The organism is Deltaproteobacteria bacterium (assembly GCA_016218975.1).
Lineage (GTDB): Bacteria > Desulfobacterota > Deferrimicrobia > Deferrimicrobiales > Deferrimicrobiaceae > JAENIX01.
The window spans coordinates 1-25,692 of record JACRCO010000077.1; the positions used below are offsets into that span (position 1 = coordinate 1).

The 25,692-nt window shown below is 61.4% G+C and carries 23 protein-coding genes; 14 read left to right on the top strand and 9 right to left on the bottom strand.

Going from position 1 to position 25,692, the window contains the following annotated elements; translation table 11 throughout:
- Window positions 1–900 precede the first annotated feature (900 nt).
- From HY896_11310 to HY896_11340, 7 genes are all read left to right on the top strand, one after another.
- A complete protein-coding gene (locus HY896_11310) occupies window positions 901–2,049 on the top strand; it encodes an HlyD family secretion protein (GenBank protein MBI5576937.1) in 1,149 nt (382 codons plus the stop codon).
- Between the two features lie 4 nt (window positions 2,050–2,053).
- Window positions 2,054–3,640: a DHA2 family efflux MFS transporter permease subunit gene (locus HY896_11315; GenBank protein ID MBI5576938.1), complete on the top strand. Its 1,587-nt coding sequence runs from the start codon at window positions 2,054–2,056 to the stop codon at window positions 3,638–3,640.
- Between the two features lie 137 nt (window positions 3,641–3,777).
- Entirely contained in the window at window positions 3,778–4,077 is a 300-nt protein-coding gene (locus HY896_11320) for a GYD domain-containing protein (GenBank protein ID MBI5576939.1), read from the top strand.
- Window positions 4,078–4,096: 19 nt separating this feature from the next.
- Complete coding sequence (locus HY896_11325) at window positions 4,097–4,579, top strand: YbaK/EbsC family protein (protein ID MBI5576940.1); 483 nt, start codon at window positions 4,097–4,099, stop codon at window positions 4,577–4,579.
- 142 nt (window positions 4,580–4,721) lie between these two features.
- Complete coding sequence (locus HY896_11330; GenBank protein MBI5576941.1) at window positions 4,722–5,996, top strand: TolC family protein; 1,275 nt, start codon at window positions 4,722–4,724, stop codon at window positions 5,994–5,996.
- An 18-nt stretch (window positions 5,997–6,014) separates the two neighbouring features.
- Window positions 6,015–7,190, top strand: coding sequence for a DUF1343 domain-containing protein (locus HY896_11335; protein ID MBI5576942.1), 1,176 nt, complete (start codon window positions 6,015–6,017; stop codon window positions 7,188–7,190).
- Between the two features lie 93 nt (window positions 7,191–7,283).
- Entirely contained in the window at window positions 7,284–7,754 is a 471-nt protein-coding gene (locus HY896_11340; GenBank protein ID MBI5576943.1) for a DOMON-like domain-containing protein, read from the top strand.
- 12 nt (window positions 7,755–7,766) lie between these two features.
- Here HY896_11340 and HY896_11345 read toward each other — a convergent pair whose 3' ends face one another.
- From HY896_11345 to HY896_11365, 5 genes are all read right to left on the bottom strand, one after another.
- Window positions 7,767–8,102, bottom strand: a complete 336-nt coding sequence (locus HY896_11345; GenBank protein MBI5576944.1) for a hypothetical protein — start codon at window positions 8,100–8,102, stop codon at window positions 7,767–7,769.
- 176 nt (window positions 8,103–8,278) lie between these two features.
- Entirely contained in the window at window positions 8,279–9,328 is a 1,050-nt protein-coding gene (locus HY896_11350; protein MBI5576945.1) for a DUF362 domain-containing protein, read from the bottom strand.
- A gap of 56 nt (window positions 9,329–9,384) precedes the next feature.
- Window positions 9,385–9,810, bottom strand: coding sequence for a hotdog fold thioesterase (locus HY896_11355; protein MBI5576946.1), 426 nt, complete (start codon window positions 9,808–9,810; stop codon window positions 9,385–9,387).
- 9 nt (window positions 9,811–9,819) lie between these two features.
- Window positions 9,820–10,359 (bottom strand): gamma carbonic anhydrase family protein, encoded by a 540-nt coding sequence (locus HY896_11360; GenBank protein MBI5576947.1) that lies wholly within the window; start codon window positions 10,357–10,359, stop codon window positions 9,820–9,822.
- Window positions 10,360–10,396: 37 nt separating this feature from the next.
- Window positions 10,397–12,475 carry a glycoside hydrolase family 15 protein gene (locus tag HY896_11365; GenBank protein ID MBI5576948.1) on the bottom strand — a complete coding sequence of 693 codons (2,079 nt, stop codon included), beginning with the start codon at window positions 12,473–12,475 and terminating at the stop codon, window positions 10,397–10,399.
- Between the two features lie 319 nt (window positions 12,476–12,794).
- Here HY896_11365 and HY896_11370 point away from each other — a divergent pair, with 319 nt between their 5' ends.
- The 5 genes from HY896_11370 to HY896_11390 all read left to right on the top strand — a co-directional run bounded on the left by HY896_11370 (window position 12,795) and on the right by HY896_11390 (window position 17,880).
- The gene (locus HY896_11370) at window positions 12,795–13,112 is read left to right on the top strand and encodes a hypothetical protein (protein ID MBI5576949.1); all 318 of its coding nucleotides are present in this window, start codon (window positions 12,795–12,797) and stop codon (window positions 13,110–13,112) included.
- A 210-nt stretch (window positions 13,113–13,322) separates the two neighbouring features.
- Window positions 13,323–13,907, top strand: a complete 585-nt coding sequence (locus HY896_11375; GenBank protein ID MBI5576950.1) for a 4Fe-4S dicluster domain-containing protein — start codon at window positions 13,323–13,325, stop codon at window positions 13,905–13,907.
- Window positions 13,900–15,831, top strand: a complete 1,932-nt coding sequence (cooS, locus tag HY896_11380; protein MBI5576951.1) for an anaerobic carbon-monoxide dehydrogenase catalytic subunit — start codon at window positions 13,900–13,902, stop codon at window positions 15,829–15,831. The genes HY896_11375 and cooS overlap by 8 nt, the downstream gene beginning before the upstream one ends.
- 34 nt (window positions 15,832–15,865) lie before the next feature.
- The gene (locus tag HY896_11385) at window positions 15,866–17,110 is read left to right on the top strand and encodes an FAD-dependent oxidoreductase (protein ID MBI5576952.1); all 1,245 of its coding nucleotides are present in this window, start codon (window positions 15,866–15,868) and stop codon (window positions 17,108–17,110) included.
- Window positions 17,101–17,880, top strand: a complete 780-nt coding sequence (locus tag HY896_11390) for an AAA family ATPase (protein ID MBI5576953.1) — start codon at window positions 17,101–17,103, stop codon at window positions 17,878–17,880. Before HY896_11385 ends, HY896_11390 begins: the two co-directional genes overlap by 10 nt.
- Window positions 17,881–18,080: 200 nt before the next feature.
- Here the strand turns inward: HY896_11390 and HY896_11395 are convergent, their stop codons facing one another.
- Window positions 18,081–18,764 carry a PAS domain-containing protein gene (locus tag HY896_11395; protein MBI5576954.1) on the bottom strand — a complete coding sequence of 228 codons (684 nt, stop codon included), beginning with the start codon at window positions 18,762–18,764 and terminating at the stop codon, window positions 18,081–18,083.
- Window positions 18,765–18,926: 162 nt separating this feature from the next.
- Here HY896_11395 and HY896_11400 point away from each other — a divergent pair, with 162 nt between their 5' ends.
- The gene (locus HY896_11400) at window positions 18,927–19,220 is read left to right on the top strand and encodes a hypothetical protein (protein MBI5576955.1); all 294 of its coding nucleotides are present in this window, start codon (window positions 18,927–18,929) and stop codon (window positions 19,218–19,220) included.
- Window positions 19,221–19,336: 116 nt separating this feature from the next.
- Here HY896_11400 and HY896_11405 read toward each other — a convergent pair whose 3' ends face one another.
- Window positions 19,337–22,420 (bottom strand): efflux RND transporter permease subunit, encoded by a 3,084-nt coding sequence (locus HY896_11405; GenBank protein MBI5576956.1) that lies wholly within the window; start codon window positions 22,418–22,420, stop codon window positions 19,337–19,339.
- 9 nt (window positions 22,421–22,429) lie between these two features.
- Window positions 22,430–23,536, bottom strand: coding sequence for an efflux RND transporter periplasmic adaptor subunit (locus tag HY896_11410; protein ID MBI5576957.1), 1,107 nt, complete (start codon window positions 23,534–23,536; stop codon window positions 22,430–22,432).
- A gap of 242 nt (window positions 23,537–23,778) precedes the next feature.
- Between HY896_11410 and HY896_11415 the strand changes: the two genes are divergently transcribed.
- Complete coding sequence (locus tag HY896_11415) at window positions 23,779–24,546, top strand: 3',5'-cyclic-nucleotide phosphodiesterase (GenBank protein MBI5576958.1); 768 nt, start codon at window positions 23,779–23,781, stop codon at window positions 24,544–24,546.
- A gap of 16 nt (window positions 24,547–24,562) precedes the next feature.
- On the opposite strand, the gene HY896_11420 is transcribed toward HY896_11415, so the two are convergent.
- The gene (locus HY896_11420; GenBank protein ID MBI5576959.1) at window positions 24,563–24,964 is read right to left on the bottom strand and encodes a hypothetical protein; all 402 of its coding nucleotides are present in this window, start codon (window positions 24,962–24,964) and stop codon (window positions 24,563–24,565) included.
- Between the last annotated feature and the right edge of the window lie 728 nt (window positions 24,965–25,692).

Consider the following 25,692-nt stretch of genomic DNA (forward strand, 5'->3'; position numbering starts at 1 on the left):
AGTTCCTCGGGGGTTCTCCCGGCGCGGACCAATTCGACCATCCGACGCTTGAATTCCGGGGGATACGGCGGGCGTGATTTCGGCATGACGGACACCTCCTCCTCAAAGGATTATAGTGTCCACGAAAGCGGGTCAACTCCAGGGTAACGGGGTGCGATAGGGTTTCCTTGGGTTGTTGGTGTATGGTGGATTTATTGCCTGGTGGTTTTTCTTGTGTTGCCGGTTCTTGTTGGCTCTGTGGAGTTGCGTCAGGGCCATGTGCGGGAATAGATGTTGTTGGAGTAGGAACAGCCCAGTAGCCTACTCCCCCCATAAAAACTCCCAAAAGAAGGCAGGAAGCGAATTTCAAACCCACTCTGATGCCAGATCGTGCTACCCCGAGGCATCCTATACCCCAAGCGAGAAAGAGAAGAACAACCGCGCCGGTCACGCTAAATTTTCCAATGAGTGCAAGTGCCCCAAAGAAAAGCATTGCAAAGAATGCCGTATAGGGGCTAAGGAGAAACCTTTCAATTGTTGGCCAAGGTTGTTGCACGACGTAGCCTCAAAACAAGGTGGTGCCCCATTCTCCCGCACCATGCCAGAGCCGTCAAGCATTCCCCGCGCAAAAAACCATGCCAACCCAATGCCTTGGAGCATCATCGGGTATACTCTAAAAAATATATTTCAAACTGACCCACTACCCGTAATCCATAAGGTTCGTCCCCGGTTCCGTAATGGTTTAGAATTAGCGGACAACCGCCATGTCCGGCAAGCCCGCACTTCTCACCAGGATTCGTAGCGAGGCGGTGGAGACGGGTATGGCTACAAGGCGTCCCGACCGAGCGCAATGCAGTAGACATGCCCGTATCCGCCGACGCAGCAGAAGCATGGTGAGAAATGCGGGCCAGGAGCGAGGGAATGGGAGAGGGAGCGAACGGCGGCAACGACAAGGCCCCGATAACGTCGAGAAGGAAGGTGGCGACGGCAATCTTCGTCGTGGCCACCGTAGCTACGATAGCGTCCGGCGTGTTCTACTGGTGGTACCGCCAGACGCACATAACTACGGACGACGCCTTCGTGGAGGGCAGGATACACCCCGTCGCTTCCCGGATACAGGGGACGGTATCCGCGGTTCTCGTCGCCGACAACCAGCCGGTGAAGAAAGGGCAGGCGCTTGTCCGGATCGACGCCGAGCCTTACGAAGTAAGGGTGGGCGCAGCCGAGGCGGCCCTTTCAGCAGCCGTGGAGGAACATGCCTCCGCCCGTTCGGAGGCCAGGGCCGCGCGTGAGGATCACGCGGCGGGACAGGCGCAGCTTGCACAGCGGATAGCGGCGGTCGATGCCGCACGGGCAAGATTGGCGCTCGCCGAAGCTCGGCTCGCCCAGGCGCAACGGGACGCGGAGCGGGCGAAAAACCTTTTCGAACGGCATTCCATCAGCAGGGAAAGGAACGAAAAGGCGCATACGGACTTCGAGGTGGCGAAGGCTCAGTTAGACGTTGCCAGGGAAGAACTTCGACTGGCGAATTCCGCCGTCCGGGCCCAGGAGGCGACGGTCGCACAGAGGAAAGCGGTCGTGGGCCAGAAGGAGGCCAAGGCAGGCCAGCGTGAGGCGGATGCACGCCTGAAGAAATCGTCGCTCGCGGAGGCGAAGCTGAACAGGGGGTATGCGGATATCGTCTCGCCGGCGGACGGCTTCGTGACGCGAAAGAACGTTGAGCCGGGGCAGGTCGTCGCCGCCGGCCAGTGGCTGCTGGCGGTCGCTGCGCTTTCCGACGTTTGGGTCGTGGCCAACTATAAGGAGACGCAGGTCGGCAAGATCAGGCCCGGACTTGCAGCCAGCATCCGCGTGGACACTTACCCCGGCAAGGAGTTCCGGGGGAAGGTGGAAAGCATCATGGCGGGAACCGGCTCCGCCTTCTCCCTTTTCCCGCCTGAGAACGCCACCGGGAATTACGTCAAGGTCGTCCAGCGGGTGCCGGTGAAGATAGTGCTCGACAGGAACGAGGACCCCGACCGCATACTGCGGATAGGGATGTCCGTCGAACCCACGGTGCTCGTACGATAAGCCGATGAACGGTGGAAACCGGCTCGGCAACGCGGTCGGCGCGATCCGGGAGAGCAAGTGGATCGTCGCCGTCACCGTGATGCTCCCCACACTGATCGAGATCATCGACACCAGCGTGGCGAACGTCTCGCTCGACCACATTCGCGGCTCGCTGTCGGCCGGAATAGACGAAGCGGCCTGGGTCCTGACTTCCTACCTTGTCTCAAACGCCATCGTCATTCCCATGACCGGTTGGCTTGCCCGCACCTTCGGGCGAAAGCGATACCTGATATTCTCCATAACCCTGTTCACCCTTGCCTCCCTTATGTGCGGCGCTTCCACGAGCCTTGGGATGCTTGTATTCTTCCGCGTCCTCCAGGGGATCGGCGGGGGCGCGCTCCAGCCGCTCTCCCAGGCGATTCTCCTCGAATCGTTCCCGCCGAGGGAACACGGGATGGCGATGGCAATCTTCGGAATAGGAATCATGTTCGGCCCGATCGTAGGCCCAGTCATGGGAGGCTACATCACCGACACCATGTCGTGGCGATGGATCTTCTACGTCAACATCCCGATCGGACTGCTTGCCGTTTTCATGGTGAGCCTGTTCATCCACGACCCGCACTACGTGAAGCGGACGGAAAAGGCGAAGGTCGACGTTTGGGGGATCGCCCTTCTGACCCTCGGGATCGGCGCACTGCAGGTCATACTGGACAAGGGGCAGCGGGAAGACTGGCTCCAGTCCGACTTCATCCTCGTCCTTGCGGCGGTGTCGGTTCTTTCTCTCGCGCTTTTCGTCATCGTCGAGCTGTATTACGCGGAGCACCCCATCGTCGACCTGCGCGCATTCAGGAACGTGACGTTCAGCACGGGAAACGTCGTGATGCTCATCGCGTTCTTCAACCTGTTCGGAAGCATCGTGCTGCTGCCGCTCTATGCGCAGATCCTCATGGGCTACACCGCGACCCTGGCGGGGCTGGTACTTTCACCGGGCGGAGTGGCCACGCTTCTCGTGATGCCGATCGTGGGGAAACTTATCGTCAAGCGCAACCCGAAATACCTGCTTGCCTTCGGGATCGCGGTTTGCGCCTTTTCCACCTGGGCGATGTCCCGCTTCAGTCTCGGGGCGGACTTCTCCTCGCTCATGTGGCCGAGAATCTACCTTGGGATAGGAATGGGTTTCATGTTCATTCCGCTCACCACCCTCACGCTTTCTTCCATCCCGCGCCCGCAGATGGGAAACGCCACCTCCATCTACAACCTTCTGCGAAATTTGGGCGGATCCATCGGCGTGGCTTTCGTGACGACGATGTTCGTCCGGCGCGCACAGGTCCACCAGAGCCACCTGGCGGAGCATCTCACCTGGTTCGACAGTACGTTCCAGGCCGGCATCGAATGGGGAAAGGGGCTGGTTGCCGGCCGGGGTATCCCTGCAGGCGCCGCAGAAGCCACGGTCGTCAGAAGGATCTACGGCCAGGCGATCCGGCAGGCCACCGCCATGGGGTTCAACGACACTTTTCTCGTCCTCTCCGTCCTTATGGCTTGCGTTCTTCCGCTGGTCCTCCTGCTCCGCCGCCCTGCCCACCAGCAGGATCCTCCCCCAGCCGGCCACTGACCACCGGCGCGCTTTTGACCGGCCGCCGTTTGCGCTATACTTGAAACTCGACCGGCCCGTCGTCCATCCACTCCTCCACAAGGCCGCGCGCCCGAACAAGGCGGAGCGAGCCATCCCCGAAAAGGAGGAGAACGAAAATGGCAACTTTCATCATGCTGACCCGCCTCGCGCCCGAGGCCGTAAGCGAACCGAAATTCGTGGAAAAACTGGAAAAGAAGGTCGCCGAGAAGATCCACAAATCCTGTCCCCAGGTGAAGTGGATCGGAAGCTACTCGGTGCTGGGTCCTTACGATTACGTCGATATATTCGAGGCACCCGACGGGGAAGCCGCGACCAAGGTCGCGCTGCTGGTCCGGTCTTTCGGCCACGGCGTGACGGAAACCTGGGTAGCGACCCCGTGGGACCGTTTCGTACAACTGGCGAAGGAAGCCGCTTGACGGCGGCGGGAGGATCCCTATGGGCATCCCGGAAAAGCTGGCACGGTTTTTCCAGGAACGAAACGTTCCCTACGCGGCCATCACGCATCCCGAGGCGTTCACCGCGCAGCAGTCGGCCCAGGCGGCACACGTGCCAGGCCGGTCGTTCGCCAAGTCGGTCCTGGTGAATGTCGACGGGAAGATCTGGATGGCCGTGGTTCCCGCTACGGAGCGCGTCGACCTAGGCCGACTGCAGCGGTGCCTGGAGGCGAAGAAGGCCCGCCTGTCGAGCGAGGCGGAGTTTTCGCCCCTCTTTCCGGACTGCGACCTGGGTGCGATGCCGATTTTCGGATCGCTCTACGGCGTTCCCGTCCTGGTGCCCCAGGAAATGACGGAGAACGACGAGATCGCCTTCACGGCGGGGACCCACAGGGACATCGTCCGGATGAAAGTGAGCGACTTCCTCGCCGCCGAGAAACCGAAGGTCTGCGGGCGGGAGAAGATACTGGTGGAGGCGGGCTAAGCGCTGATTTCGCTGCGGTCCCGCTTCCTGCGCGAACGACAAGAGGGAGATGGTGCGCCCTGGCCGGCACTTGACACCGGTCCGGGCGCTTTCTATTATCCTCTCCCAATCGAACTGCGAATCGGCATGAAAGGGGAAATCCTTGGCGAACCGATGGAAAATCCCGGCGGCTGCCGTCGGATTTGCGCTGCTTTCATGCCTGTGTTCCCCCTCTTTCGCCGATAACACCGTCTGGAATCTCGACGAAGTCGTGCGCATCTCCCTGGAACGCCATCCCCTCGTAAGCCAGGCCGACGCGGAGATCCGGGCGGCTGGAGCGCGAAAAGGCCAGGCGGAATCGGCATACTATCCGGCGATCGGACTTTCAACGGGTTATTCGCGCAGCCGCAGCTTTTCATCATTGTCGCAGCGAAACCTTACCACCTCCTCGGGATTCGTCCAGGGAAACCTCTCGCAGATCATCACCGACTTCGGACGCACCGGGGCTGCAGTCGATCGGGCGGGAGCCCTGCTGTCGTCCACGAAGGAAACGGGAAGATCGGTCCGCGCGGAGGTCGGCTTCGCCGCCAAGGTGGCCTATTTCAACATCCTGCGGGCGCAGCGGATCGTCGCGGTGGAGAAGGAAACACTGAAGCAGCGGGAAACCCTGCTCCGCCAGGCCCAGGCTTATTACCAGGCGGGAATCCGCGCGCGGATCGACGTCGCCAGGGCGGAGGCGAACCTGTTTCAGGCCAGGGCGGAACTGACGTCCGCCGAGAACGATCTCCGGGTCGCCCGGATCACCCTCCTGAACCGGATGGGGATCGACGGGCCTCGGGACTTCGGGATCAAGGACACTCTCGCAGCCGAATCCCTGCCCGGCACGCTCGACGAGTGGGTCAAGGAGGCCGAGGATCGCCGTCCGGAGCTCCGCGCCCTCATCGAGAAGGAACGGGCGGCATACCTGAATCTGCGCACCGCAAGCGCCGGATACAACCCGATCCTTACGGGGGGCGCAGGCTACGGGTACGCGGCCGAGGACCCGCCCCTGGAACAGAACTACAACGTTTCCGTGCTGCTCTCCGTTCCGGTTTTTTCCGGATTTCTCACCCGGCAACAGGTGGCGGAAGCCCGGGCGCAGCTTTCCTCGGCGAACTTCGCGGTGACCGACTTCCGCAGGCAGGTATTCCTCGAGGTCGAGCAGGCCGCCCTCTCGGTCCGTGCCGCCGCCGAACGCACCGACGCCCGCCGCAAGGAGAAAGAAGCCTCCGGGGAGAACCTGCGGCTGGCCACCGCCCGGTACGAAGTGGGTGCAGGGGACATTATCGAAATGATAGACGCCCAGGTGCAGATGGCGCGTGCCGACACCGACATGATCGACGCCCTTTACGACTACAGCGTCTCCGTCGCGGCGCTGGAGCGGGCGATGGGGCGATAGACCCTGCCGGCCCGGACGATGGAATCGGGTCTCGACGTTCTCGTCGGGAAGCGCTTCGGCCCCCTGCGGGGGCTTGCGGTCGGACTCGTCTGCAATCCCACCTCCGTGGACCGGCGACTGCGCCACGCCGCCGACCTTTTCCATGCCGCGAAAGGTGTGCGTCTCGCCGCCCTGTTCGGGCCTGAGCACGGCGTCCGCGGCGACGTCCAGTACATGGCCGCGGTCGGAAACGAACGCGACAACCGGACGGGAGTCCCGGTCCACTCGCTCTATGGAAAGGACGCCGAATCGCTTCGGCCGGACGATCGCAAGCTGCGCGGGCTCGACGCGCTCGTTTTCGACATCCAGGACGTCGGAGCGCGCTACTACACTTACCAGGCCACGATGCTGTTCTGCATGGAAGCCGCCTCACGCGCGAAGCTCGCCTTTTTCGTGCTCGACCGGCCGAACCCCATCGGCGGAATCGCCGTGGAGGGACCGCGATTGAGCCCCGGCTTCGAAAGCTTCTGCGGGGTGCATGACGTCGCCGTCCGCCACGGACTCACCGTGGGTGAACTTGCCCGAATGTACCGGGAGGAAAGAGGTCTTTCCCTCGAACTCGCGGTGATCCCGTGCCGCGGTTGGCGCCGGGGGATGCACCAGCGCGACACCGGGCTCCCGTGGGTATTCCCGTCCCCCAACATGCCGACGCCGGAAACGGCCCTCGTCTACCCCGGGATGTGCCTCCTCGAGGGAACCAACCTGAGCGAGGGCCGCGGCACCACGCGGCCGTTCGAGCTGTTCGGGGCTCCGTGGCTCGATTCCTGCCTGCTGGCGGAAGCGCTTTCAACGGAACGCCTTCCGGGGGCGGCTTTCAGGCCCGCCAGTTTCGTACCGACCTGGGATAAACACGCCGGAACCCGGTGCAACGGCGCCGAAGTCGTCGTCACGGACCGCGGGACGTTCCGCCCTTTCCGCACTGGCATGGCATGCATCGCCGCGGCCAGGGCCCAGAACAATGGGCGCTTCCGATGGCGTACCGAGCCATACGAGTTCGTGGAACGCATTCCTGCATTCGACCTGTTGTGCGGCTCGGCCCGCGAACGGGAAGCTATCGAACGCGGCCGGGGATGGCAGGAGCTTGCGGCGGCGTGGAGCAGCGAAGAACGGGCGTTCGCGAAGAGGCGCACACGTCACCTTCTTTACGAACCGTGACGGACAATGGGCCTGCGGAAGTTTTCCCTGATACCGTTTCCGGGAAAGGAATATTTGCCGGGTGTAAGGATAACGGGCTTCGTCGAACGGCGAATGAACCGATTGTCCGTTCGCTACGATCTCTTCGGGAAAATATCGGAACTCGCCCTGGCCGCCCCTCAACCGTTTCCGGCGAGAAAGGACCGGCTCTGGAAGGGAACCTGCCTTGAGCTTTTTCTTGCGCTTACCGACTCCGAACGCTACTGGGAATTCAATTTTTCACCGGGCGGGGACTGGAACGTCTATCGATTCGAATCCTGCAGGACGGGCATGCGGGACGAGACGTCATATTCGTCGCTGCCGTTCCATGTTCGCAGGGAAACGGATGCTCTTCGGCTCTCGGTCGACCTCGACATCGGCCTGATCATCCCCGCCGACAACTCCATCGCGGCGGGTGTCGCCGCCATCGTCAAACCCGTGACGGGCGAAACCGTCCACTGGGCATTGGCGCACCCGAATTCCCGCCCGGATTTTCACCGCAGGGACGGATTCATGCTGTCCTTTTCCGGTCGGTCCATCCGATGACCGGACACAAATTCAGCGATGGTGTTTTTCGTGCTCCCGTTTTTCCCCCTTGTCATTTCCGTCATGCTTTTCCTTGCCCTTGAACCTGGTCTCTTTCGGATAGCGGTCTTTCGGCAGATCCTTCCAGGGGCCGCCCCTCGAAGTGGAGTAGTACCAGGAATTGCCGCGGTAATGATAGTGATAGCCGTCGTGATAGTAGTAAGTAGAGTCTTCCAGCACGACGATCGTCGGGAGAGGGGGCGCGATAACGACCTCTGCGCCATAATGCCCGGGAGCCACTGCGCAAGCCGCGAAAAGAAGCCCCGCGGCCAGAACGGCAAGAATGATCCTGTTCATCTTATCCTCCATTCAGTCCTTTATGACGCCAATCCGGGGACGCCTTTTCATTCCCTCGCTCCGCAACATGGGCAAAGTCGCGCCGCCAGGCGAGCGGATCCGCAGCGTGATGATTTATATTCGATGATTCCGGAATCGATTCGTTCCCGGAGACGAAGTATGCGTTTCAGGTAAATATTCGGCTATGGTTAAACGGATTCGATGAAGGGCTTTACCTTTTGCATGAGCACGTTGAAGGCGGGATCTCCGTCGAGGGATTCGGTGAGAAGCTCCATTTCGCCCGGGCTGCCCGCTCCAAGACGCAGTTCCACGGCCCTTCTCACCTGTCCCATCTTCCACGGTGATGAGGCAAGAAGGCGCTCCCAACGGCCGAAGCTCTTGATTATGGCAAGTCCGACGACGTCACAGGCTACCCGGTCGCCGCTCGCCAGGAGAAGATCGGCCTCTTCCGCCCTGCCTTCCCAAGGCCCGCCTTCCACCATGACCTTCGTGCCGTCGGCGATGTTCAGGTCCGGGCGCCAGGCCAGATTCAGCTCCGTCACAACTTCTTCCCAGCGCAGCGGGTTTACGAGGTACGGCCGCTGGCTCAAGTGGGTGGCGCCGACGAAATTCTTGAGACAAATGGAATAGCCGGCGTACTCGTGGGTCTTGATGACGGGGAGGTTGACGACCCTGTCGACCTTGAAGATCCATTCCGAGACCGAAACTTCTTTCAGGTACTTCCCGTCCACCTTCACGTTCACCCATTTGTGGTCCTCGAAAAAGACGGGCTCCGCACCGGCGCCCCGCGCGGCCGCGAGTATCCCCGTCTTCTCCATGTTCTTCGCCGTAGAGCCCCGGATCAGGGCGGACATGTCGCCGACAAGGACCTTGCCTGCGCCCGCATCATGGATCGCACCGACCACCGCCGCCACGACCGCGGGATTTGTGGTCGTCGGATGCCCGTTGGATCCGACGACGTTAGGTTTCACGAGAACGCTCTTCCCCCGAAGCGCAAGCGGCTCGAATCCTCCGATCAGCGAGACCGCCTTCCGCACCATTGCCGGAAGGTCCTTCCCCCCCACGGCCGACACGAGGGATTTGCCGCCGCGCGTGAAGGGATTCCCATCAGTGCCGCGACCGAACTTCTTCCCTGCGTCTTTCGCGGAGCCCTCGTAGCCCTGCGCGCTGCGGAGCATTCCGAAGACGGGGGAAGCGGCCGCAAGGGTGCGCAGGAAGATCCTTCTTCCGATATTCACGGATCCTCCTTCCCCGTCCCCCGAAGGGGCCGAATGAAAATTCGATTATGGAAGGGTTACGCCGGTTTCACTGCGGGGGTGCGTGAAGCGTAGGCCGTTCGGGACACCGGCATCGCCGTCGACTGGCCGCGCAGAAGGACCCGGCCGTTTTCTCCCGTGACGGTAAGCTCGCAGACCATCGACTGCTTCCCCTGGTGGAATACGCGGGACTCGCCGACGATCGTCTCTCCCTTCTTCGCCGCCCGTATGATATTCAGGCTCCATTGGACGCCGACCGCGTCGACCACGGAATTGACCGACAGCGCGAACGCGGCGTCCGCGACCGCGAAGAGCAGCGTCCCGTGCCCGATGTCGTGGGCGTTCAAAAACCGCTCCTCAACCGCCACCGACACTTTCGCGTATCCCTCGCGGGCCTCCAGCAATTTCATCCCGAAATCCCGGATCAGCCTGTCCCCGTTCCAGATCTCCTCGATCCTCCCCATCTCTCCACCCTATCCTTTCCTGTAGGTCAGCGCGTACTCCACGTAGTGATCCGCCGTAATGCGGTTCGCCACGGCCGATTCCGGCGCAAGGGTCTTGACCACCTTCCCGGGGACTCCCATCACAAGGGAATGAGGGGGGACGACCATGCGCGGCGGAACGACCGCCCCGGCACCGATCACGCTCCCGGTTCCGATCACCGCACCGTCCAGCACGACCGCGCCTATCCCGATCAGGCTGAAGTCCTCTATGACGCAGCCGTGCGCCACGACCCCGTGCCCGAACGTCACGGAATCGCCGACCTCCACCGAATGGACGCTCGTCACGTGCAGCGTGCAGTTGTCCTGCACGTTGGTCCGCTTCCCGATCCGGATCCGGCGGATGTCCCCCCGGATGACGGTGTTGAACCAGACGCTGGACTCTTCTCCGATCTCCACGTCTCCGATGACCATCGCCCCCTGCGCCACGAAGACAGTGGGATGGCACGCGGGAACGACCCCTTTGTACGGCAGCAGCACGGTTGACGGCCCTCCCGGATTTTTTCCGACCATTGTACCGATAATCCCGTTCCCGGGGGAAACAGACCGATCAAGGATTCACCGCGTCGGAGCGGCGAAGGCGCGGGGAAAGACCGCAGGAGGGGCAGGATTTCATGAGGGCAAGCTTCTCCGCGTATTCGAGGAACGCGGCGACGAAAGACGCGTGGCTCCAGGTGAGGGGGGAAACCGACAGCGGGGCGCCGGTAAAAGGGTGGACCTGTTCGGCGAGCACGCCGCTCGGGAGAGCGCGGGCGGCGACCCAAGAAAGGATGTCGAGGGCGGGTTTCAGGTCCTCTTCGTTTTTCGCAAGCGCTATGCGCCACTGCGCAAGCCAGAGGGTGCAGACGAACCACGGGTTCCCCGGAACGCGTTCGATATCTCCGCTCTCCCGGAAGTAGCCGTCGTTCTCGTAGCGCGCCAGCCCTCCCACTTCGGTCCTGATCCAGAGACGCTCCCGCATCGCCTCCATCGTGCGCACGATTCTCGGGTCGTCCGGCGGATACATCCCGAAATACCACAGGCCGTAGAGGCTCGCGTCCAGGGTCGGATCGGCGCCGACACCCCCCTCGCCGCTGCCCGGCGATACGGTACGGGCGAACCGTCCGGCCTCCGGCCGGTACAGATGCCGGTCCGCCGCTGCGCGGATCGCGTCGGCGGCCCCCTTCCATTTCCGCGCCAGGTGCCCCTCGTTGAACCTGTAGGCGAAACGCGACGCCGCGACAAGCCCCGCCCACACCGCCGCGACGGTGAACGCGTGCACCCCGTATCGCTCCTCCCAAAGGTCGTAGCTCGGGAGCGGCAGTCCGGTCGCGGGGTCCCGATAATCCGACATCCAGTTCGCCGCCCGCACGACCAGCCCCCGGTACTTGTCCTTCATCCACTCGACGTCCCTGAACCGGTCCACGTGTTTCCATAACGCCCAGAGAACCAATCCCGTTTCGTCCTCCTGTATCGGAAGCTGCTTCCCGTCCTTCCCCTGCCAGGGGTGCCAGGAGCTGGCAAGCGATCCGTCCGTGTTGTACTTGTGGAGAAAATACCCTTCCTTCGTTATTACGCGGTGGCAGAAATCGAAGAAGGCCTGGGTAGCCTGGAAGTGGTCCGACAGGTCCAGCGCGTACGCGGTCAGGGCCCCGTCGCGCGGCCAGACGTAGCTGTAAGTGTCACGGGCAAACCGGGTGATGTCATGGTCGTTGGCCGCCGTGATCCCGCCGCCGTTGTCTATTTGCGTGCGGAGGATCAACAGGCTGCGGCGGAAGCAGGCGGCGATCTCCGCCGGGATCCCGCCGAAATCCCACTCCGATTTGTCGGCCCAAAGTTCCCAGTAGGCGCGGGTCCTGCCGAGGAAATCGTCGGGGCCGCGCCTTCGAACGTTCCGGTTGATCTCCGCCACTTCGTCGAAGGAGGTTCCCGCCGCCATCCAGTAATGGATAACGGCGGGAGCGTTCGGCGCGGTGCGCAAATGGAGCGCGATAGTGGAATCCACAGATCCCTGGGCGATCGGGTTCCCCTCGAGCGTCCCGTCCTCGGCATCCTTCCAGGTCCCCTCTTTTCCCTGGAACTCCTTGACGCCGGTCGCCCACTGGTCGATCCCCACCTCCATTCCGGTAATACCGTTCCCTTCGCCTCCCTCGACAACGCCCGGCGGACGGCCGTTCCACTTCGCCCCGTTGACCAGGAACCAGCGCATTCCCTTGTAATGGATCAGGCAGCGGCGCTGCGGCTCGTAGTACGCGGTATCCCCCACAGGGTTTTCCAGTATATGGAAATCGTGATGGAAAAAGAGCCGCGCTTCCCGTGGGCGCCCCGAGAGTTCGTGGACCTCGAACCGCCGGACGAGGAGATTCACCGCCATGTCGACCGCATCCGAGCACTCGATACCGATCTCGAGCTCCGGGTGGTAAAGGCTTACGAGGGTCACGAGGGTATCGGTCCCGTACCTCAGGTCGCGCACCCACCCGGGATCGTCGATCCATCGAAAATTCCCGTCCACCCATATTCCGAACCGGAAGGGATGCCCTTGAGCGTGATTCTCCTTCCCGACATGGGGAAAGTAGATGTCCCGGATACGGTACAGGGAATCGAAGTTGACCAGCAGGCTTCCGTTCCCCAACGGCAGGTTCCTCGGCATTTTCCGCCCCCTTTTCCTTCGAATCCCCCAGTTAAGATGCAGGGTCCCGGATTTTCCGCCTGCTTTCCTGCGGAAAAGAAAAATGCGGCGGCAGGGAACCATTCCCGTCCCGGCGCAATCAAAGAACGAAAGACGGCGGGAAAAAGGGAGGAAGGGCATTCCGGCTAAAAGGTTTTGGGCAATAGAATCGGTTTTGATTTTTTTTTCATGCCGGATTAAATTTTTCCCTTTCTTTTTCCGTTAAGACATCAGGGAAGTTCGAGCCTCGAAGGGGCTCGGGGTATTGTATACTGTATACAAAGAGGCGCGGAGGCGGGCAATGAGAATCTACATGCTGCTGGCGATTCTTACCGGATTAATCCTTATAGAAGGCGTCGCGGTTCAGCTCTTCGCGATCATAAACAAGCAGGCATCGAATCCACTGCTCTCCCAGGTGACGGACCTCGGACGGTACCTTAACCGGTGGGTGCTCCCCATGCTGGGGTTTGCCGTCGCCGGCGCCACCCTTCTCAAGCTGGGGGAAATTTATCCCCTGGGCGGGCTGCTCGCCGTATCCGGCTCGTTGGTCTACTCTCTTTTCCTCGTGATGTTCCTGATATACATGACGTCCGAGCCACAGGCGGAAGACCTGATCTGACCCGCTTTCCCCGCAATGGAAACGGAAATGCGCCATGGCGTTCCGGCGCGTCCCTTCAATACGTTTGACAGCGGCACACCGTGCTGCGACCATCTAATACATCCGACATTTCCGGGGTGACGATTCGCCATCCCGGCGATCGACCCGCATTCCCGTAACCGGAGCCGCAGCGGAAGCACGGAGAGAAATGCTGGCCAGGGGGGAGTTCGAATGAAAAAAGTCGCCCTCGATCCGCGGAAATGCACAGCTTGCCGGACATGCGAGCTTCAATGCTCCATCGCCCACTCGCTTTCCGGCGACATCTTCTCCGCGATTTTCGAATCGCCGCCGAGCCTCTCCAGGGTCAAGGTCTCCTGGACGCCTGGGCTGAACGTCCCCGTGCGGTGCGTCCACTGCGAAAACGCGCCTTGCCTTCTTGCCTGCCCCGTCGGGGCCGTCGAGGAAGACGCCGCAGACGGCACGGTGCAGGTGCGGGAGGAAAAGTGCATCGGCTGCTTCACCTGCCTGCTCGTCTGTCCCTACGGCGCGGTCCGCCTTTCCTTCGACAGGAAAAAGGCGCACAAATGCGACGGGTGCAGGGACCGGCTGCGGGACGGGCTCGATCCCGCCTGCGTGTCCGGATGCCCGACCAAGGCGCTTTCGTTCGCCGATTTCGACGAAATCGCTGCGAAAAAGATCCTCGACACCGCCGCGCGGGAGACGGCCGCACTTGCCCAGGCGGCCGCCGCCGCTGCCCGGGAACGATCCTCACTCGAACGAATCCTCGAGATGCGGAAGGAGATGGGAAATGGCTGAGAAGACCGGACGGACGGATTACGCGAATCCGGGCGACATTGAACTTGTCGGGAAGGCCGAAAAGGAAAATATTCCGCTGGGGACCGACCGGCTGAAAAAGATGATGCCCCAATGCGGATTCGGAGAACTGGGAACGTGCTGCGTCCAGTGCTACCTCGGCCCCTGCCGGATCGACCCCTTCGAAGGCGGGCCGAAACTGGGCGTCTGCGGCGCGAACGCCGACGTGATCGTCGCCCGGAACTTCCTTAGGGCCGCGGTCGGCGGGGCTTCATCCCACGCGGGCCACGCACGGGAGCTGGCCATCCTGCTGCTGGAGGTCGCGGAAGGGAAAGCGCCGGGTTACCTTATCCGCGACGAGGCGAAGCTCCTGTCGGTCGCGGCCCGCCTCGGCGTCGCGGTCGACGGCAGGCCGCCCGAAGCCATCGCCGCCGACCTTGCGCGGAAGGCGATCGAGGACTTCGGCAGGCAGGACGGAAAGCCGATGAACTGGATCCGGGGCCGTACCTCGAAAAAGGAATACGAGAAGTGGGAAAAGCTGGGGCTGATCGTCTCCAACCCCCACAACGAAATCGAGGTCGCCATGCACCGCACCTCGATGGGAAACGACGCCGATCCCCTCAACCTTTGGATCGCCACCCTGCGCATGGGCATGGTGGACAATTTCGCCGGGTTGATGCTCGCGACGGACATCTCCGACATTATCTTCGGAACCCCTTCGCCGAAGGTGGTTTCCGCCAACTATGCGGTGATCAAGGACGGCTCCGTCAACATCGCCTGCCACGGGCATAACCCGATCATGGCCTCGAAACTGGTGGAGTGGGCGGACAAGCTGGAAAGCGAGGCGAAGGCCGCAGGGGCGGACCGCATCAACGTGGCGGGCGTGTGCTGCATAGGCAACGAGCTCGCCGTCCGGTTCGGGGCCTCTTATGCCGGCCATCTTGCACAGGCGGAACTTTTTCTGACCACCGGGGCGATCGACGCCATGGTCGTGGACATGCAGTGCATCTGGCCGAGCCTCGCCACCATCGCGAAATGCTACAAGACGAGGTTCATCACGACGGCTCCCTTCGTCCGTAACCCTGATGCGATTCACGTAGACTTCAGGACGGAAACCGCCGATGCCCAGGCACAGGAAATCCTGCGGCACGGAATCGCGGCATTCCACGATCGGAAGGCGGGGGGCATCGAAACCTGCATTCCGAAGGCGAGCTCGAAGATGCTGACGGGCATTTCGGTCGAGGCCCTCGTCTCAGTACTTTCCGCCGTCGACGCGGACGATCCGCTGGCGCCGGTCGTGAACGCGGTCGCCTCGGGCGACATCCTGGGCGCCGTGGGGGTCGTGGGGTGTCCCAACCCGAAGCTGCGGCAGTCGCAGATGACGGAAAGGATGGTCGCGGAGCTGCTGCGGAACGACGTGCTCGTGGTCACGACGGGTTGCGCGAATCATATCCTGGCGCAGGCAGGGTTTATTACCTCCGAAGCCACGGAAAAGTACGCCGGGAAACGTCTCGGTGGCGTGCTTGCTGCGTTGGGAAAAGCAGCGGGGCTCGGCGCCCCGCTACCGCCGGTTTTACACATGGGTTCGTGCGTCGACAACTCCCGCATCTACGATCTGCTGGCGGCCCTTGCAGGAAGGCTGGACATCGAGATCAGCCAGCTCCCGGTCGCAGGATCCGCGCCCGAGTTCATCACGGAGAAGGCCATCTCGATCGGCAGCTTCTTCCTCGCGGCGGGGATCCTGGTCCACATGGCGCCGCCGCCCCGGGTGTTCGGCAGCCCGTTCGCCGTCGAGCTCCTAACCTCGAAACTGCCCGGGATCAACGGGGGGAAAGCGCTCGTCGAAACGAACCCGGAGAAAGCGGCCGCCGGAATCATCGCGCACATCCGGGCGAAGCGGCAGTCCCTCGGCCTCGCCCGGGTTTGAAGGCTGCGCGGGATATGGAAGCGAGGGGAGGGTAATGGAGCGCGTCCTGATAGTCGGGAACGGGTATGCGGGTCTTGCGGCCGCCAGGACTCTTGCGTCGAAGAAGGGCATTTCCGTAACGATGACGTCGGCGGAAAAATGCCCAGCCTATATTCCTCATCTTCTTCCGGAGCTGGCCGCGGGGAAAAAGGACGCCGCGGATCTTTCCCTCACGCGCCCGGGTGAGTACGCGGAGATGAAGATAGACTTCCGGCCCGGCGACAGGGTCGTATCGCTTTCGACGAAAAACAGGACCGCGCGCCTCTCCACCGGAGAGACGATATCGTACGACAAGGCGTTGGTTGCCGCGGGGGCGATACCTTACGTTCCGGGGAATCTTGACGGGCTCTCCGACAGGTGCGCCAAAGTCCTGCTGATGAAGCGGCTTCTCGACGCATTGATGCTTAAGAAATTCCTGCTCCAGGGAGCATCCCGAATCGTCATCGTCGGCGCCGGGAGGGTCGGAATGCTCCTCGCCGAGGCATTGAAGGACCGTGGAGTCACCGTCACCGTCGTGGAGATCGGGGAGGAAATCCTGGCCACGATGCTTCAGGCGGACGTGGCGGCGCGGCTCCATCCGGTCCTTCGGGAGCGGCGCCACTTGAGGATCTGCACGGGGGCGCGCATCGAGAGCATCGCGGCGGACGCAGGCGGCGCGCAGGAGGTCAGGCTGTCGGACGGCACGGTCCTTCCCTGGGACGTACTCGTGATCGCGACGGGCGTCATGCCGAACACTCTCTTCATGGAAGACGGACCGGCAGAAGGTGAAGGGCTCGCCGTCGATCGCAGGATGGAAACATCCTTCCCGGGCATCTTCGCAGCCGGCGATGTCGTCCGTTTCGAGACGGTAACCGGAAAGCAGGAAGCCGGCCAGCTCGTACAGAACGCCAGGTTGCAGGGAGAGATCGCCGCGAGGAACATCGCCGGGGAAAAGACGCTCTGCCCGCCTTCCTTCATCGGAAACGTGGTGAAGCTTGATCCCATCATCGCCGCGCGGATCGGGGACATCGACGGAACGGAGCAGGCCGACTTCCGGATCGGCAGGAGCTTCGCTCGCGCAACCGTCGAAGGGCATACGGTCGTCGGAATCCAGTTCGTCGGGGATCCGGATGACCTGAGGGGGCTCGTTCCCGCTGTCCTCAAAAAGTTCTCTCCGGAGGACTTGCGCGACCTGTTCCGTGGCAGGCCGGACATGGGGCTTGCCCCTCTTCTCGCGGCCCGAAGCCATCAATGGGCCTGAAGATCGCGGTCGCAGGAAAAGGCGGCTCCGGAAAGACCACCGTTTCGGCGCTGCTTGCCAAGATCCTGTCGGACGACGGCGGCAGGGTATTGCTCGTAGATCTCGACTCCGACCCCAACCTTGCAAACGCTTTGGGTATCCCGCTCGCTGCGGCATTTCCGCTCGTTCACAGGAGTGAACTCGTCGCAGAACGCACCGGGGCTACCGGGGAGCCGGGGGGAATGTTTCTCCTTAATCCGAACGTCGTCGATCTGATCGAATCCCATGCGCTGAAAGTTACGGACCGCGTCTCCCTTCTTCCCGTAGGCACCATCGAGTCCGCTGGAGAAGGATGCTTCTGCCCACAGACCGCCTTCGTGAAAGCGCTCCTGCGGCAGATCGCGCTGCAAAAGGAGGAGTCGGTCGTGCTCGACCTCGAGGCGGGGCTCGAGGCGTTCGGCAGGTCGGCAGTCGAAGGGCTCGACCTCCTTCTGATCGTCGTCGAGCCCGGGATGCGGTCGGTGGAAACGGCGAAGCGCATCCTGGGGATGGTCCGCGAACTCGGAATCGGGAAGGTGAAAGTCGTCGCCAACAAGGTCCGGCAGCCAAACCTGTCCTTGCTGACGCGACAATTAACGGCGGAGGGACTCGCCGCGGACATCGTGCTCGTCTACAGCGACGAACTGGCGGCCCGGGACCTTGAGGGGAGACCGGTGTTCGATTACCTGGACCCGGTATTCGCTGAAGGAGCGCTGGGAATCCTGCGCGGCCTCGGGGAAAACGATCGCTAAGTGCTGCACTTCATAATTACGGCGACGTATTTGTTTTCAAGCCGGCACCGAGAGCGTCGATGCGCCGTCCCGGCAAGGCGCGCGACTGAGGCGTACTTTCAGGTACGCCGCAAGGAGCGCAACGAAGCCGGGGCGGATGCAGCGGCGCTCGAATGCAGGTGTAATTATGAAATGCAGCACTAAGTAGTTACCGGTTTAGGCTACCGAAGAGCTTCGGGAATGTTTTTCAGCTCCGTCAAATCGTGTATGACGATCACCGCACCGGCGATGTCGCCCGTCATGATGTCCTTGTACGTGTAGGACTTGAGCTCCAGCCACTTTATCTTGGCCGCCGAGTACGCTTCCAGGGTTCGTCCCTCGAGGTTTCTCGCATCGATCCCCATCTCGTCCATCAGGTCCGTGAAATTCTTCCCCCGGATCTCCGTGTACGTTCCCCCGGCGAAATCCTTGAATACCCGGTTGCAGCGATTGATCTTGCCGTCGACGCCGACCAGGACCACCATCCCTCCGGCGCAGTCCATCATCTGCTCCCACTCGTTCTTCACGACCTCGACCTGCCGGAACAGCCGGTCCAATTCCTTGTATTGCAGAAGCGCCTTGTTCCTGCTTTCCCGGAGGATCGTCTCCGACTCTTTCCGTTCCTTGAGTTCCTCGTGAAATTCCCTGTACCTGCGGACGAAGAAGATCGACGTCGCGATGCCCATCATTACCAGTATCGTGATCAACTCCTGCAAGTGGAGCCTCGAAAGGCCTTGCCCCTCGGCCCATTTTTCCATTGCGTCGAAGACGTCGAAGAGGATCGCAAAGGCATACACTAAAAAAGAACACACGAACAGGACGGCAAGATCCTTTACGGCGCTCGAATCCCTGACTCCTGCCTTCAACACAATCTCCCCCCGATGGATTACATTCGATTCGAAGTTGCCATAAGGCTTATCGGAAGTCCATCGCAAATCATTAGCAACACCCGTAAAGGCCCCGTTCCGAAAGACGAAACTTCCGCTCAAGACGACAAATCTCATGGAAAGGAAGGAGGCGTTGAATAAATGGTGAGAAACGCGTACCTGAAAAAAATCGAGGAAAAACTCGAGGGTTGGGACAGGGAGATAGAGAAGCTCAAGGTAAAGGCCGACAAGGTGGAGACCGATGCGAAGGCTATTTACGTCGAGCAGATCAAGGTGCTGCGCAAGAAACAGGAAGTGGCACGGGAGCGTATACAGGATCTGCGGGAAGCGGGAGCGGATAACTGGGGAAAATTCAAATCGGCAGTAGAAGAATCCCTGGTCGATCTGAAGAAGGCGGTCGACACCGCCATCTCGAAAATCAGGAAGAGCGCCTGACCGTCGGGACCACCCGCCTCACGGACCGGTATACAACCCTCATTTCTCCCCGGTCTTGTGCTGCGGTGCGGATGCAGGTGCCGTCCATGGGCGCATAAGTGCAGGAGGGCGTCCCGCTATGCCGGACTTGACAGGCCTTTTCTTTTGCGTGTATATGCCTGCAATTTGTCCATGTAGACATAGACCACCGGCGTCAGGTACAGGGTGATCAGCTGGGAGAAGATCAGCCCGCCCACCACGGCGATTCCCATCGGGCGGCGTGCTTCCGCCCCGGCCCCGTAACCGACGGCGATCGGAAGCGTCGCCATCAGGGCCGACATCGTGGTCATCATGATCGGCCGGAACCGGACGAGGCATCCCTGGTGGATCGCCTCCTGCGGGCCCATCCCCTCTTTCCTCTCGGCATCCAGCGCGAAGTCGATCATCATGATGGCGTTCTTCTTCACTATCCCCACAAGCATTATCACCCCGACGAAACCGTAGAGGTTCAGGTCCATGCCGAAGATCATTAGAGCAAGCAGCGCCCCGAGCCCGGCGGACGGGAGGCCGGACAGGATCGTCAATGGATGTATGTAGCTTTCATACAGGATCCCAAGGACGATGTAGATGACCAGGATGGCCATCAGGAGAAGGATTCCCAATCCCTTGAAGGAAGCCTGGAAGGCCTGCGCCGTCCCCTGGAAACTGGTGCTGATCGTCGGCGGGAGCGTGGCGCGGGAAAGCTTGCCCACCGCTTCCACGGCTTCGCCGAGAGCGACGCCGGCCTTCAGGTTGAATGATATGGTCACGGAAGGCAGCTGCCCGAGGTGGTTGACCAGCAAGGGGCCGAGACCAGGGTTCCTTTTCGTCACCGCGGCGAGCGGAACCAGCGCGCCGGCGGATGAACGCACGTAAAGGCGGGACAAGGCAGCGGGTTCTTCCTGGAAGCGGGGGTCCAGTTCCAGGATGACCTTGTAGGTGTTCGTAGGAGTGAAGATAGTGGAGATCTGGCGGGAGCCGTAGGAACTGAAAAGCGCGTCTTCTATCTGCTGCGCGGACAACCCCAACGCCCTCGCCCTGTCCCGGTCGATCGAAACATTAATCTGCGGATTCGCGATCTGAAGGTCGCTCGTAACGTCCTGAAGGCCTTTCAGCTCCCGCATCTTCCCCTCGAGCACGGGCGCCAGCCGGTACAGATCGTCGGTGTCCGGGCCCTGGAGCGTGAGCTGGTACTGGCTCTTCGTCAACTGGCCGCCGATCCGTATGGGAGGAAGTATCTGAAGGAAGGCGCGGATGCCCGGGATGGCGGCGAGCTTCGGCCGCAATTCCTGCAGAATCTCCTCCGCGCCCTTCCGCTCCTCACGGGGCTTTAGCATAAAGAATATCCGGCCGGAGTTGCTGGCGACGTTCGGGCCGCTGGGCCCTATGCTGGACATCGCAGACCGGACGCTCGGCTCGGCGCGCACGACGGCGGAGACCGCCTGCTGGTGGCGCGCCATGTCCTCGAAAGAGATCCCCTGCGCCGCCTCGGTGAAACCGAAGATCGCGCCGGTGTCCTCGTTCGGGAGGAAGCCTTTCGGAATCACGATAAAAAGGTAAACCGTAGCCCCCAGCAGCAAGAAGGAAAAGAGGAGAGTCGCCAGTCGGTGCCGAAGTACCGACGTGAGCGTACGGTCGTATACGGCCACCATGGCGTCGAACGCCTTCTCCGATGCCTGGTAAAGGCGGCCGTGCCTTTCCTGCGCGTGCGGCTTGAGAAACCTGCTGCACAGCATCGGCGTAAGCGTCAGCGAGACGACCCCGGAAACGAGGATCGCGGCGCCGATCGTCACTGCGAACTCGTGGAGCAGTCTTCCCACGACCCCTCCCATGAACAGCACGGGAAGGAACACGACTGCGAGCGACAGCGTCATCGAAAGGATCGTGAACCCGATCTCCTTCGACCCGTCGAGGGCCGCTTCGAGCACGCCCTTCCCTCCCTCCATGTGCCGCACGATGTTCTCGAGCATGACGATGGCGTCGTCCACCACGAACCCGACGGCAAGAGTGAGAGCCATGAGGGAAAGGTTGTCCAGGCTGTATCCGAACAGGTACATGACGGCAAAAGTACCGACGATGGAAAAGGGCAGGGCGAGGCTTGGGATGATCGTCGCCGAGAGGTTCCGAAGAAACAGGAAGATCACCAGAACCACGAGACAGACGGCCAGGAACAGGGTGAACTTGACGTCCGTCACCGATTCCCGGATCGAGGCGGAGCGGTCGTACAGAATCGCCAGGTCCACTGACGCGGGGATCTGTTCGCGAAGTACGGGAAGAAGCGCGCGGATGCTGTTCACCACCTCCACCGTGTTGGTCCCCGGTTGGCGCTGGATGGCCAGCACGATTGCGCGGGTGTCGTTGTACCAGCTCGCCACCTTGTCGTTCTCCACGCCGTCGTCGACTCTGCCGATGTCCTGCAACCGGACGGGCGATCCGTTCCGGTAAGCCACGATTAGGGGGCGGTACGCGGCGGCGTTGATCAGCTGCCCGGCGGTCTCCACCGTGAAGGCCTGCCGGGGCCCCTGAAGGACACCCGTGGGAAGATTGACGTTCCCCTGCTCGATCGAGCCTTTGACCTCGTCGATCCCGATCCCGCGGGCGGCAAGGGCATTCGGGTCGACCCGCACGCGGACCGCATATTTCTGGGTGCCGAAGACCTGGACCTGGGCGACGCCGGACACCATGGAGATCCTTTGCGCGATGAACGTCTGCGCATACTCGTCCACGGTGGAAAGGGGAAGCGTCGGCGAGTGAAGGGCCAGGTAAAGAACGGGTTGATCGGCCGGGTTGACCTTCTGATAGGACGGCGGCGTCGGCATGCCGGGAGGAAGCTGCGGGGCCGCCTTGGTGATCATCGCCTGCACGTCCTGCGCGGCGGCGTCAATGTTCCGGTCGAGCGTGAAGGTGATGGTGATCTGGGTGAGCCCCAGCCCGCTGCTGGAGTTCATCGTATCCACCCCGGCGATCGTGGAGAACTGCTTTTCCAGCGGCGTGGCCACGGACGAGGCCATCGTCTCCGGGCTCGCCCCCGGCAGGTTCGCCGTAACCAGGATCGTCGGAAAATCCACGTTGGGAAGGTCGCTCACCGGCAGGTGGCGGTACCCCATGACGCCGAAAAGCAGGATGGCCAGCATCACGAGGGTCGTCATCACGGGACGACGTATGAAAAGCTCGGTCACCATCCTTTCCTCTTACTTGCCGTTTCCCGACTTGAGTTCCACACGCGCGCCGGGAACGAGGCGCAGCTGCCCGTCCGTCACCACGATCTCGCCCGCCTGGACCCCCTTCTCGACGACGGTCTCGCGGCCGATCGCATCGCCGGTGGAGACCGGGCGGGACTCCGCGGTATTGTCGGCGCGCACCACGAAGACATATTGTCCCTTCTGGCCGGTCTGGATCGCGGCGGTCGGGACGAGAACGGCGTTTGGCTTCACGGTCAGCGTCAGCACTACGTTGACGAACTGCCCCGGCCACAGCCTGCGGTCCGCGTTGGGGAACGTGCCCTTGAGCTGGATCGTGCCGGTCGCGTTGTCCACGGCGTTGCCGATGAACGTGAGCGAACCCTGCGCGGGGGACTTTTCCTCATCCGGCGCGGCCGCCTCCACCTTCAACGTACGGGCTTCCCTGTATTTCCTGATATCGGGAAGGTACTGCTCCGGCACGGAAAACGTGACGTATATCGGCACGACCTGGTTGATCGTGACGAGGCTCGTGTCGTTCGCCTTGACGACGTTTCCCTTCTTGGCGAAGAGCGCCCCTGTCCGCCCGTCGATGGGCGACCGTATTGTGCAGTATCCGAGCTGGACACGCGCGTTTTCGACGACTGCCTTGTCGGCATGGACCGTTGCGGCGAGCGCGGCGGCGTTGGACACGACCTGGTCGTACTGCTGCCGGGGAACAAGGTCCTTCCCGATCAGGTACTCGTAACGCTTGACGTCTTTTTCCGCGTTTTCCTTAAAGGCGATGTCCCTGGCAAGATTGGCTTCGGCCGTCTTGAGCGCCGCTTCGTATGACCTTTGATCGATGACGAAGATCAGGTCCCCTTTTTTCACATCCTGTCCTTCGTTGAAGCCGACTTTGACGATTTCACCGTTCACCATCGTCTTCACGGTCACCGTCGAGTAGGCTTCCGCGGTCCCGATGACCCGCAGCGTGACCGGCACGTCCCTCTCAACGGCGGATGCCGCCACGACGGGAACGGCCGCAGGCTGGGCGCCGGGAGCCGCTTTCGTGCTTCCGCCTCCCGAACAGCCCGCGAAGGCAAAAAGCACGGCCATGATAATGGACGGCAGGGGCATCCCCTTTCGGATACGCTCCCTCATCGACACCCCCCTATTCCGGATACGGAAAACACCTCAAAACATTTAATGTTAACGAAACCCGCCGGGATGCGCCACCTCTCTTAATCATGATAAATTACCTAAGCGCATCTTGGGGTTCTCCGAAATCGCCTTAAAGTATTCTTGAATCCATCCGATCGAATATTGTACGGGTTCCGCCGAGTCAATACACTGGATCCGGGGATGGGGGAGCAGGCAAATTGAAAATCAAGGTGCTCGGCGCGTCAGGTTCCGAAGTCCCCGGCCACAGGTGCCCGGCATTCCTGATCGACGGAAGGATTCTCCTGGATGCGGGAACCGTCTGCGTGTCCCTGACCATCGCCGAGCAGCGCGCCATCCGGGAGATCCTCATTACCCACGCCCACTTCGATCACATCAAGGGGATCCCTTTTCTTCTCGACAACATGGCATTCCCGAACACCGGAAAGACGATCACCATCTTCAGCGGCAGGGATGTCCTCGACGACCTGCGGAAAAACATCTTCAACGATCGGATCTGGCCCGACTTCACCAGAATCCCCTCGACCAGGCGCCCCGTCCTGAGATACTTCGCCCTTTCTCCGTCGCGCGCCGCTGCGATCGGCAGGTACAGGGTTTGGATGGAAAAAGTCAGCCACACCGTGCCGGCGTACGGGTTCATAGCGGAAAACGCGGGAAGGAAAGCGATCGCTTATGCCGGGGACACGGGGCCGACGGAACGGTTTTGGAGGAAGATGGCAGGCCGCAATGTCGTATGCCTTATCGTGGAAACCTCATTCCCCAACCGATTGAAAAAAAAGGCTTTGGCGACCGGCCATCTGACACCCTCGCTCCTGGAGAAGGAGATCGCGAAGATGCGGATTCCACCGGGGAAAATCTGCGCGGTTCACCTCAAGCCGCAATTTTACCCGGAGATCCGGGAAGAAATAGGCGCCCTCACGCGCATCGACATCGTCCTCCCGGCGGAAGGAGATGTGATCTCGGTCTGAACGTCTTGCAGGCAGGTCAGTTTATATACGCTTCCGCCACCTTCGCGGCCATGCGGTAAGACTCCACCCGGGAAAAGTCCTCCATTTTTTCGAGAACCGACGCGATGGTTTCAAGGATATCGGCCGACAACAGGTAAAGTTCCTGTTCGTCCGAATCCCCCATTTTGGGAGCCTTCACCCTGAAACGGAGCGCGTTCAGCCGCGCGCGTTCGGCGACCTGCTTGGGACCGGAGAAAATGCAGTCCGCGCAGATGGGAGTAGCATCGTCCGCAAGGACTTTTTCACCGTCCTTTGCGTGAAGGGCGATCCGAACTCCCTTGACTGGGAACGATTGTCCGCAAAGGAAGCACTCGGTCTTCGACCCGCTGGGCCCGGATGCGAATACGAACCGGAATTTGATTCTCGCTCTTCCCCTCATTTTCATCTTCCTCCTTTCCTGCTGCTGCCTGCCGGAGAAATTACCGGCGCGTTTTTAAACGATCGATCACGGATCGCCGGTACGCTCTCCTGGCATTCCATGCATTCCATGTGGATTTCCTTCGTGACGCACCGCCATTCAGGTATATGAACGACCTGCCGCCTGGAGCAGGAAACGCAGATCAAAAGTACCGGCGTCAGGTTGTTTTCCCCGATATGATCCCGATGCATAAGCACCTTCTTATGTGATAAATCGATACCCTCGTTCAGGGGCCGGGGGAGGGGTGATTATTCCCGGCCCCTCTATGCGACCGCGTATGTCCGGGTGGTTTCCGGATCGGCGGCGGGTTAAAACATGACGGCACGCGGACAACGCATCGCATTATCGACAGGATGGACCCTGGGAGGTTACAGATTGGTTACAGATTGGCTAAAAAAATAGCTTGGGGGTAAAACATTAAAATAATCAGGTCGTTGGAAAGAAAGATGATCTGCCGAAAGTCGACACCGGGAGAGTCTGTACCACCCCTGCAATTCCCGGCGGGTTAACCCGCTTTTCTCACCATGCTTCTGCTGCGGCGGCGGATACGGCCATGTCTACTGCGTTGCGCTCGGTCGGGCTCCTCGACGTAGTGTAAACTACGCCTGCGTCGCCCTCGGTCGCGACGCCTTGTAGCCATACCCGTCTCCACCGCCTCGCTACGAACCATGGTGAGAAAAGCGGGTTAA

What these genes read in the sequence shown, in the direction of transcription:
- HY896_11310 (MBI5576937.1), top strand. Translation starts at nt 901, where the DNA reads ATGGGAGAGGGAGCGAACGGCGGCAACGACAAGGCCCCGATAACGTCG.
- HY896_11315 (MBI5576938.1), top strand. Translation starts at nt 2,054, where the DNA reads ATGAACGGTGGAAACCGGCTCGGCAACGCGGTCGGCGCGATCCGGGAG.
- HY896_11320 (MBI5576939.1), top strand. Translation starts at nt 3,778, where the DNA reads ATGGCAACTTTCATCATGCTGACCCGCCTCGCGCCCGAGGCCGTAAGC.
- HY896_11325 (MBI5576940.1), top strand. Translation starts at nt 4,097, where the DNA reads ATGGGCATCCCGGAAAAGCTGGCACGGTTTTTCCAGGAACGAAACGTT.
- HY896_11335 (MBI5576942.1), top strand. Translation starts at nt 6,015, where the DNA reads ATGGAATCGGGTCTCGACGTTCTCGTCGGGAAGCGCTTCGGCCCCCTG.
- HY896_11340 (MBI5576943.1), top strand. Translation starts at nt 7,284, where the DNA reads ATGAACCGATTGTCCGTTCGCTACGATCTCTTCGGGAAAATATCGGAA.
- HY896_11345 (MBI5576944.1), bottom strand. Translation starts at nt 8,102, where the DNA reads ATGGAGGATAAGATGAACAGGATCATTCTTGCCGTTCTGGCCGCGGGG.
- HY896_11355 (MBI5576946.1), bottom strand. Translation starts at nt 9,810, where the DNA reads ATGGGGAGGATCGAGGAGATCTGGAACGGGGACAGGCTGATCCGGGAT.
- HY896_11360 (MBI5576947.1), bottom strand. Translation starts at nt 10,359, where the DNA reads ATGGTCGGAAAAAATCCGGGAGGGCCGTCAACCGTGCTGCTGCCGTAC.
- HY896_11365 (MBI5576948.1), bottom strand. Translation starts at nt 12,475, where the DNA reads ATGCCGAGGAACCTGCCGTTGGGGAACGGAAGCCTGCTGGTCAACTTC.
- HY896_11370 (MBI5576949.1), top strand. Translation starts at nt 12,795, where the DNA reads ATGAGAATCTACATGCTGCTGGCGATTCTTACCGGATTAATCCTTATA.
- HY896_11375 (MBI5576950.1), top strand. Translation starts at nt 13,323, where the DNA reads ATGAAAAAAGTCGCCCTCGATCCGCGGAAATGCACAGCTTGCCGGACA.
- cooS (MBI5576951.1), top strand. Translation starts at nt 13,900, where the DNA reads ATGGCTGAGAAGACCGGACGGACGGATTACGCGAATCCGGGCGACATT.
- HY896_11385 (MBI5576952.1), top strand. Translation starts at nt 15,866, where the DNA reads ATGGAGCGCGTCCTGATAGTCGGGAACGGGTATGCGGGTCTTGCGGCC.
- HY896_11390 (MBI5576953.1), top strand. Translation starts at nt 17,101, where the DNA reads ATGGGCCTGAAGATCGCGGTCGCAGGAAAAGGCGGCTCCGGAAAGACC.
- HY896_11400 (MBI5576955.1), top strand. Translation starts at nt 18,927, where the DNA reads ATGGTGAGAAACGCGTACCTGAAAAAAATCGAGGAAAAACTCGAGGGT.
- HY896_11405 (MBI5576956.1), bottom strand. Translation starts at nt 22,420, where the DNA reads ATGGTGACCGAGCTTTTCATACGTCGTCCCGTGATGACGACCCTCGTG.
- HY896_11410 (MBI5576957.1), bottom strand. Translation starts at nt 23,536, where the DNA reads ATGCCCCTGCCGTCCATTATCATGGCCGTGCTTTTTGCCTTCGCGGGC.
- HY896_11420 (MBI5576959.1), bottom strand. Translation starts at nt 24,964, where the DNA reads ATGAGGGGAAGAGCGAGAATCAAATTCCGGTTCGTATTCGCATCCGGG.